Raw genomic sequence first — 8,764 nt, forward strand, 5'->3', positions numbered from 1 at the left:
CTTTTGGGAAAACAGGCGGGAAACCCTACTTCAGGATTTCCACCCAGCCTTTGGCCATGTTGCCCTCGGTGTCTTTCAGGATGTAGAAATAGGTGCCTTCAGAGAGCTTGCCGCCGTCCCACTTCTGGTTGTATATTTTCTGCTGGTACACCTGTTTTCCCCATAGGTCATAGACGATGATCTCCGTGGGGAGACAGCTGAAGTGCTGCACAAAGGTGTCGTTTTTGCCGTCGGCGTTAGGGGTGAAAATGTTAGGGATGAACGGCGGGGCCACCACTACTTCGCCCACTTCCAGGAACTCCTCGCAACCAGTACCATACCGAGCCACTAAGGTGACTTTGTACCGGCCCGGGGTTTGGTACACATGGCGCGGAACCGTTTCATTTGACTCGGTGCCGTCCCCGAAAGACCAGGTAAAACTTTCGGCGTTGGTGGTGCCGTTGGCGAAAGTCGCGTTGAAAGGAGCGTAGCCCGAGATCTCTGGATTGTCCTGGCAGGCGTTGGCCAGATGGGCCTCCATGGTAGGCCGGGGTGGCATGTTCACTTTCTTGGTATCGGTAACGGGGCACGGCTGATTGATGGAATAAGTAACCTCAATGGAGCCGGTAAAGCCTGCTGGTGGCGTGAAAACCCCCGTGGAAGAAACATTGGCGCCGCTCCAGGTGCCGCCGGGTACGTTGGCCCGCAACTGGAAAGGCGTCACGCTGCCCGGGCAAAGGGTCGTATCGGGGCCAAGGGAAACCAGGGGCAGGATTACTTCTACCGTTTGCGTCACAGAGCCGCAGACGCCATTGGAGCCATCGTTTTTGTAGGTGATCACGTGTTTTCCAACTCCGGCCGTAGCCGGATTGAAGGTAGACCCGTTAACCCCTTTGCCCGAGAAGACCCCTCCGGCCGGAGAGCCTACCATAGGAATCACCTCGGTGGAATTAGCGCAGAAAACCGTGTCTGGAATGGAAATGGTGTGTGGCTCCGGCGGAAGCACGTTCATGACCATGGTGTTGGCAATGGAACAAGCCCCCGTTCCGGTAACGGTATAGGTGAGCGTTCGGGTACCCACCAGGGCGGGTGTTGGTGTGAACCTGTACACCCCGCCTGCCTGCGTAACGCCCTCGCCGGTCCATACCCCGCCACTGGGCGTACCTTGCAGGGTAAGGGCCGAAGCCTCCACGCAAATCTCTTGATCAGGGCCAGCATCGGCACGGAGTTCCTCGGCGAAATCAAATTTGAAGGCGGCGTTGTTGCAGTTGATGCTGTTGTTGGTGCTGGAGTAGAAGTTAGCGCCTCCCGGGATGGGGAAATTAGAACGGCCCTGACAACCCCCGCACACGGCCTGGTACACATACCCTTTCTTGTCGAAGCGGCTGGTGCCGCCGTCTACGTGCTCGTAGCTTCCGCCCGAGATGGTTTGGTTTCCTCCGTAAAAAGTGGCGTAGAGAAGTTCGCTGGCATCGGTGCCCAGTTGCATGAGGTAAAAGTCTCCGCCGTCGGTGGTGGTCTGTACGGCTCCGCTGGTAGTGGGCAGACCGTTGGTGCTTCCGTTTCCGTAAAAGCCGCCGTTAGAGTTTCCGCCCCAACCTGAGACGTAGATCCGCTGACAGTCATCCACCAGGAAAGCGGTAGGCGAGATGTCAATGGTTGTTCTGCCCGATCCAAAGACAGTTGACCAAATGGTGGTACCCAGGTCATTGCTCAGCTTTTGCAGAAACTGCCGGCCGTTGTTGTTGCGGTACGTGCCGTTTGTCACCGGGTAATTGCCTAAGGTCTGCCCCAGCAGGTACACGTTCAGGTCGCCGTCTAGTTGCAGGAAATAGGTTTGGTCATAAGCCGAAGTTCCCAGAAACGTGGCGGCCATGATGGAAGTGCCCGCTTCGTTGATTTTAAGCACAAAGCCGTCTGTGTTCCCCGCCGAGGCAGACTTCAGTCCTCGTTCAGTGCCGGGAAGGGTGGTGCTGGTAGTACCGCCGCACACGTATACCTGACGGCTGGGGTCAATCTGGATGGAGTAGGCGGCATCTGTCCCGGAGCCTCCGTAGTAACTGCCCCACAGTACCTGGCTTAAATCTGGGGATAGCTTGCAGACTACCGCGTCATTGGTGCCGCCATGTGACTGCGACCGGAAACCGTTCTGAGCCGGAAAATCACCGGAAGAAGTATTCGAGGCGATGTACACGTTTCCGTCTGGGTCGGTGATGATGTCTCCCCGGTATTGGTCACCGTAGTTCTGCACCAGAGTAGGGGTGAAAGTAGTTCGGGCCACGAGTCCGTCGTTATCGGTTCCTCCCAAAAAAGTAGAGGCCAATAGTCGGTCTCCGGTGCTGCTTAGGCGGGTAATCACCAGGTCTGAGCCACGGCTATAGGTAGGGTTTCCGCCCAGGCCCAGCGGCGCGATGTCCGGGCCACCTTTAAAGGTCCGGTTCAGGGCGCCTTCAGAAGTGGGGTAATCGTCAGAACTGGTAGTGCCCAGCACCAAAAGCTCATCGTTAGCATTCACCACCAGGCTATGAGGCGTCTCTGTGTTCCAGCCGCCCAGGTAGGTGGCGTATAAACGCGCTGCCGGACCGATTGTTTGGGTGTTGTACTTGATGATGGCGATGTCCCAGTTTCCGCCGAAGCTGATGTCAAAGGCACCTAAGGTAACAGGGTAACCCGCGCTGGAGGCAATCCCTCCGGAATACATGTTGCCCTGGCTGTCATAGGTGGCGGTATATCCCCAGTTGTCGGCAGTAGAGCCCGTGAACGAGGAAAATTCCACCACAGGGTCAATCACCAGCGGGTAGCGGGAGTCATAACTCTGAGGGAACTGAAAGGAAAGGGTCTGTTCATTGAGTTGGTAGACACAGGGCACCGCCACGCGCTGGTTCTGTACTACCTGGTAGGCTACGGGCTTGTGCTCGGTAACATGGCCCACCGAGGTTTCCAGGCGAAGGTTGCCTTCCTGAAGCTTTATTTGGGTAAGTCCTTTGTAGGAAAGTTTGATCTGGTCTGGAGAAGTACCCGCCGCTACCAGCAGATCATATTTCAGTTGGCCCCCTTTCTCGTACAGGGCCAGGTCTACCCCGTTGTAGAGGCTTTGGTATTGAACCTTTCGGAACCCTCGGGCACCGGTGCCCCATTTTTTAGGGTCTTTGCCCAGGTAGTAGTTCTTGATTCCCTCGGTCACTTCCTGCGGCCGAAGTGACGGGGCCGGAAGGGCATTTTCAAAGGTCACAGAGTACGCGTGGCTTCTTAAAACCTCAGAAGAGGCTGCTTTGCGTTGGGTAGGAGTAGAAACAGGAGTTTCTGGGGAATGTCCGTGCTTTCCTGCCTTGGCGGGGTCTTGCAGCACGTAGACAAAGCCGTTGGGCTGCAGAAACATCTTGCCACCCGGTATGTCTGCGGCGTACTTCACCTGTTTAGGCCACTGTCCTTTGTTTTCTACAAACTCCAGGGTGCGGCCATCATTGGTATTGGAACGGGGAACGGTGTAGAGGTTGGGTTCAGCGGTGCCTGCCAACGCGGGCTCGGTTTCGGGAGCGGGAGCCACCAGGAAGTACTGGAGCAAAGTCCAGAAGGCTGATGCTATAAATAAAGGAGCAGGCAGGAACATTGTCAGAAATTAAAATCTCTGACTAAAATAAGCTAAAATTTTTCACATTTCTGCTGCCAGATAATCCTTGTTTTAAGCAAGTTTTTAAAAAAGAAGGCTTAAAACCTCCATTACCAGCCCATTCTTTCCCGCAAGGATACAATATGCCCCACATGGTGCTCTCCGTGCCAGGCGTACATGCCCGCTGCCTGGAACAAATAGTTCTCGCCGCCCTGCGGATGGTAAAAGGTACGGTGCCATTCTTCCATGCACAAAGACCGAAGCAGAATTATCCAGCGCTGGTGCAAAGCCTCTAAAATCTGTAAGGAAAGCGCCGGATGGGCCCAGTGGGCATCGTGCAGGTACGCCCAGGAAGATTCCTCGTACGGCTTGATCACCGGGCAATCTTCAGTCAGGGCCAACCGGAAACGGGTGTAGCTGTTGATATGGCTGTCAGCGAGGTGATGGACTACCTGGCGCAGGCTCCAGCCGCCTGGGCGGTAAGGCGTATCCAGCTGTTCGTCAGATAAGTCCTGGATGGCGGCACGCAGCTTGGCGGGCAGCGCCTCAATGGAAGCCAATGACTGTTTTACAAAAGCAGAACGATACAGAGGCGGCGCCTCATACCGGCCAACCGGGTACCGTAATAGTTCAAGGGGTAATGTTGATGTCTCCATGCAGATAAAGAACTAGTCTCAAACAAATCTAACGAAATAGACCATTCTTGGCTGCGTTTTAAGCCTCTTTTTTGAGAAAGGACCATAAATTTAGTTGGCAGATTTCTTCAGATCCATGGAGAAAGGACCAGGCGCACATGCCCGGAAGTTAGAGGCGCCCCCGGCCTCGGTCCAGCCCTCCAGAACCGACTTGAAAGCCGCGGGGTTCTGTACATGCAGTTGGGTGAGGGCCTGCTGAATTTTCTTCTGAGTTGCCTGGGGCATGGTTTCCTGCACCACTACCGGCCCCAGCGGAATCTGCCCCGAGGTCCAAAGTACGTTGATTTCCTCGGGGTGTACCTGCCAGTTCTGTAGTTGGTGCCTCAATTCATTCAGGCCGCAGGCACCCACCTCGGCCAGGCCCGCGTTCACCAGTTGGATCACCTGCGCATGGCTCTGGGCATACTGTACCTCTGCGAACGCCTTCTCCAAGGCTCCAACCCTAGCTTGTTGCAAAAATTGCCGTTGCGCGTAATTCCCCGAAGTAGAGTTTTCCCCCGCCAGGACAATCCTAGTTTTTGCTGCCCTTTCCCGGAGATCCTCCATGCTCTGGATGCCCGATGATCTACTGGAGAAAAGGCAGGCTTGGTAAGTGGTTTGTCCTTCTGGAACTACCAAAGAAGCCAGCGGCCGAACGACCGGGACTGTATCCGTGGAAAGCAGCAGAAAGCCGTAGGTATTTACTAGTGCAACGTCCACTTCCCGTGCCCTGATGGCTGCCAGCAAGGCAGAAACGGTAGGATAGCTGACTGCCCGTACCGCTTGTTGCAGCGTTTGTTCCAAATGGTGAGCCAGTGGCTGAAGGTTCTCTAACCGATTGTTCTGGTCATAGGGGTAGGTTGCCAACACCAACGTTGGTTTCTGAGCACTTGGTTGGGATTGGGCCGTTTTACAGAAAACGGCGCAAAAAAGGAAAAACAGGAGGAGGGGCTTCATGGCTTTGCAGGATTTTGGTTTCTGCAAAACTACCCACCAGATAGGGCAGCCGGGTATCGGCCGAAGTCCAGATTATGTCGTTGTTGGGTCAGGCATGCGTTTCCCCGGGGTGTACCCGAAGTGCTGTTTGAAGGCCTGCACAAAATGCGAGCTGCTTTCGTACCCAATCGCATCGGCTACCTCACTGACGTGGGCGGGCGAGTGGCGTAATAGAAAGTGCGCGTGCTCCAGCCGTCGTTTCCGCAGCCATTGTCCCGGTGCCACCCCGTACGTTTGCTGACATGCCCTTTTGAGGCCAGAAAGGCTAAAACCGCCCATAAACGCTAATTCCTCTAAAGTCACCTGCCGCAGGAAATTCTTCTCCAGTAACTCCGTGAGGGAGGGTCGGGCTATCTCCTGTAATTGCGCCAGAAAAGTTTTGAAAGAGTCGCTCGCGGTGTCATGCAGCCAAAGTTGCCACAGCAGTTCCTGCAGTTTAAGGTGCAGCAAGGGAGCCGGAGCCAGCGCCGGTTGTTTGAAAAAGGGTACCAGGGACTGAAGGTACAGCTCCAGAGAAGAGGTCACCGGAAAGGTAAAGCCAACTTGTAGGGAAGAGGTGTTTTGGGGTTTTGGCAGCGCCTTTGCCTGCTCCTGGGCAAAGCTCTGTAGAACGGAAGTGGGCAGAAAAAACAACAGGCTCTCATAGCGGTCCTCCTGGCAGCAGCGCGAAGACATCAGGTAAGAGCCTTTCCGGATGATGCCTCCGGTACCGGCAGGCATCACCAGGTCGCCTTGTGGGGTGTGCACCTCTTTTTGGCCATGCAGCACTACCATGAACAAGTGATTGTCTAGCCGCACCTGCGTCTGGATGGAATCCTGGAACCGGCGGTATTCCACAAACGTGGCGTCCTGGGTTGACCAGGCCACCCGCTCGGGCAACTGCGCGAAGTAGGAGGGAATGGCAATGCGGGAAGTCGGGGCTGACAGCAGAGTAGACATACGTGGCACAGCGTTGGGTACAGAACGAAAGTACAGGATTTGCGCAACAATGTCCAGCCCCAGGCGGTTGTAGAACAGGTACTGTTTCAGGCGCGATTTTCTTAAAACAGGCCCTAAACGCAACCGCTTTTCCCATGCCCGAATTACCCGAGGTAGAAACCTACCGCCGCTTTATTGACGAGACCAGCCTGTACCTGCCCATTGCCGAGGTAGACGTGCAGGACCCCAAACGGCAATTGACGGTAGACCTGGACGATTTCAGAAAGACCTTGCGGGGAGATCAGTTCACCGGCACCCACCGCGTTGGCAAGCAGCTTTTCCTGCTCACGGCAAAAGGAGCGGTGGTGACCATGCACTTCGGGATGACGGGCGATGTGGCCTTTTACCGCGATGAAGCCGATACGCCCCGCTTTGCCCGGGCGGTATTCTATTTTGAGAACGGTTTCCGGTTTGCCTTCGTGGACTCGCGTAAGTTTGGAAGGATAGGGCTGGCCAAAAGTGTGGAGGCGTTCCGGCTGCAAAAGAAACTGGGCCCCGATGCGCTCACCCTTTCCACCGAGGAACTCACCCAGGGATTGGCCAAAAAGAAATCTGCCATCAAGTCCCTGCTGCTAGATCAACGCATTGCCCCCGGCGTGGGCAACTGGATCGCCGATGAAGTACTTTTCCAGGCCCAACTGGAACCAGAACGCCCCGCCGATTCCCTTCAACCCGTCGAAATTGACCGACTGGCTTCTTCCATCCGGGAAGTACTGGAGACCGCCATCGCCGCCGAGGCCATCTACCGCGATTTCCCCTCCCACTACCTCATCCACGCCCGCGAGTGGGACGAAGCCCCGGCCTCAACCACCAAAGACGCACACCTCCATTGCCCCCGCTGCCAGACGCTCATCCAGAAGAAATATGTAGGTGGAAGGGCTACCTACTTCTGCCCTAATTGCCAGGTCTAGCGCAAATGTATACTAAGGGTAATTAAGGTTTGGTAGCTAGGTGCAAGTAGGAGAGGAGGTTAGTTTTGTAATTTATTCTTATCCACTATATTCGGAAGGCCAGGCTCAGGTATCTGTCTGTAAAGCTTGTAAACGGTAAGCCTGATTGCAGATATAGGGCTGATAAGCGTAGGTGTTCCGTTTAGCTGGTAGTTCTCATTAATTTAAAACATGAAGCTTATCTAAAACATGAAGCTTATCCAAAATCATGGCTTCAATCTAAAAACTTTCGAGGTTCCTGCATTTGTTTTAAGTGAAGGAGAAATGATTAGGTTCTGGATTGAGTTTGTTCCACAATCAGAGACAGAAACCGATGGTTACTGGGTCCCAAATAAAATATTAGAAGCAATCCAATCTAACCAACAAAGTGACGAGAAAGCTAAAATGGCTCCTATTCGGGTAAAAAGAAGCTTCTTCGATTTTATCCAACCGAAAACCATAAGAAATTATTTAAAAGACAAATACGGACTGGATACAGCTTCAATTATAGAGAAGCTCTCATTTTTTGAACTAAACCCCTATTGGAAAGTCAAGGATTTAGGATTCGGACACCAAAAGGTGTTTGCAATTATTTGTGAATTTCAAGAAAAGAATATCGTTTATTTCGACTACATAGGTTTAGCGCCTGATAGTGAAGAACAGTTGACAACATATGTAAAGACAGAACTTGCAAAAAATAAATCAGCAGTTAGTTTTGATAACCTTTACTATAAACCAGAGAACCCAGATTCAGAAAGAATTTGCAATCTCATTGTTAAGCAAAAAAGAAAAACTAATGAGAACAACGTGTAAACGCCAGCATCGGCCGACGGCCTCGCCGCCGTTTACACAAGTACGTTAGCACAATATATAAAATGAAAAATTTAATCTATCTACTAAGTATTCTTTCTCTTTCATTTGGCTGTCAATCAGGCAAGAAAGATGATACTGGAAGTGAAATGAATAAACTTCAAGCTGAGCTTGTCTCCAAAAAGGACAGCATAGCTATTTTAAATGCTCAACTGAAGACGCAACCAGCAGTAGAAAACACAGCCAAGGCACAAGAAATACAGCCTAAAGAAGAAACACCTGCAATATTAAAAACAGTTTCTGGAAACTCACCGACCTATAAACTCTACAAAAAACCGATAATCAGTGAAATCAAAGACTCAGAGTTTGCGGAAGTAATAAGTTCAACCGACACAATGGCCACTTTCATGGCTGATGAGTTCAGGGTGACTGCGGCTAGCGTTTGTAACGGTCCTGCCGACCCTGATTTAGATTACTGCAATTGCTCCAACTTCGTCTACGTGGTGACAGCGACCGACGGAGAGTACAGCGATTATCAGTTATTCAAAGTAGGTCCTTTCGTAGAGCCTCAGTTCAAGGGATGGAAAAAAGACAAAGAAAGGCCTGAACTGATAATCGAGCATGATGTCAAGGGGAAGAAAAAAACCGACACCTTTAGAATTACACTTTCAGGAGTAAAACAGATATAAAAAGTACAGTGGCTAACATGAACTCTGTTAAAAGTCAATAAAATCAGGCGGAAAATCTTTTAAAATCCGGTTGGTAGGCAACACCCGAATGAATAATAG

7 protein-coding genes are annotated in these 8,764 nt (G+C 52.3%); 3 read left to right on the forward strand and 4 right to left on the reverse strand.

The annotated features are described in order from the left end of the window. Nucleotides 1–25: 25 nt before the first annotated feature. The 4 genes from EFB08_RS09580 to EFB08_RS09595 all read right to left on the reverse strand — a co-directional run bounded on the left by EFB08_RS09580 (nt 26) and on the right by EFB08_RS09595 (nt 6,198). Nucleotides 26–3,544, reverse strand: coding sequence for a DUF7948 domain-containing protein (locus EFB08_RS09580; RefSeq protein WP_165864845.1), 3,519 nt, complete (start codon nt 3,542–3,544; stop codon nt 26–28). Between the two features lie 155 nt (nt 3,545–3,699). Next, nucleotides 3,700–4,245: a YfiT family bacillithiol transferase gene (locus EFB08_RS09585; protein WP_123126719.1), complete on the reverse strand. Its 546-nt coding sequence runs from the start codon at nt 4,243–4,245 to the stop codon at nt 3,700–3,702. A gap of 90 nt (nt 4,246–4,335) precedes the next feature. After that, complete coding sequence (locus tag EFB08_RS09590) at nt 4,336–5,220, reverse strand: phosphate/phosphite/phosphonate ABC transporter substrate-binding protein (RefSeq protein WP_123126720.1); 885 nt, start codon at nt 5,218–5,220, stop codon at nt 4,336–4,338. 72 nt (nt 5,221–5,292) lie between these two features. Then, nucleotides 5,293–6,198 carry a helix-turn-helix transcriptional regulator gene (locus EFB08_RS09595; protein WP_125077699.1) on the reverse strand — a complete coding sequence of 302 codons (906 nt, stop codon included), beginning with the start codon at nt 6,196–6,198 and terminating at the stop codon, nt 5,293–5,295. Nucleotides 6,199–6,332: 134 nt separating this feature from the next. Between EFB08_RS09595 and mutM the strand changes: the two genes are divergently transcribed. The 3 genes from mutM (at nt 6,333) to EFB08_RS09610 (ending at nt 8,665) form a co-directional block, all read left to right on the forward strand. Continuing rightward, the gene (gene mutM / locus EFB08_RS09600) at nt 6,333–7,148 is read left to right on the forward strand and encodes a DNA-formamidopyrimidine glycosylase (protein WP_123126722.1); all 816 of its coding nucleotides are present in this window, start codon (nt 6,333–6,335) and stop codon (nt 7,146–7,148) included. 228 nt (nt 7,149–7,376) lie between these two features. Beyond that, on the forward strand, nt 7,377–7,979 hold the full coding sequence (locus tag EFB08_RS09605; protein WP_123126723.1) for a hypothetical protein: 603 nt from the start codon (nt 7,377–7,379) through the stop codon (nt 7,977–7,979). 62 nt (nt 7,980–8,041) lie between these two features. Further along, entirely contained in the window at nt 8,042–8,665 is a 624-nt protein-coding gene (locus EFB08_RS09610; RefSeq protein ID WP_125077700.1) for a hypothetical protein, read from the forward strand. Nucleotides 8,666–8,764 lie beyond the last annotated feature (99 nt).

The organism is Rufibacter latericius (assembly GCF_003721515.1).
Classification (GTDB): Bacteria; Bacteroidota; Bacteroidia; order Cytophagales; family Hymenobacteraceae; genus Nibribacter; species Nibribacter latericius.

Bases quoted from the DNA above. Each gene is read 5' to 3' on its own strand.
- EFB08_RS09585 (WP_123126719.1), bottom strand. From the start codon at position 4,245: ATGGAGACATCAACATTACCCCTTGAACTATTACGGTACCCGGTTGGC.
- EFB08_RS09590 (WP_123126720.1), bottom strand. From the start codon at position 5,220: ATGAAGCCCCTCCTCCTGTTTTTCCTTTTTTGCGCCGTTTTCTGTAAA.
- EFB08_RS09595 (WP_125077699.1), bottom strand. From the start codon at position 6,198: ATGTCTACTCTGCTGTCAGCCCCGACTTCCCGCATTGCCATTCCCTCC.
- mutM (WP_123126722.1), top strand. From the start codon at position 6,333: ATGCCCGAATTACCCGAGGTAGAAACCTACCGCCGCTTTATTGACGAG.
- EFB08_RS09605 (WP_123126723.1), top strand. From the start codon at position 7,377: ATGAAGCTTATCCAAAATCATGGCTTCAATCTAAAAACTTTCGAGGTT.
- EFB08_RS09610 (WP_125077700.1), top strand. From the start codon at position 8,042: ATGAAAAATTTAATCTATCTACTAAGTATTCTTTCTCTTTCATTTGGC.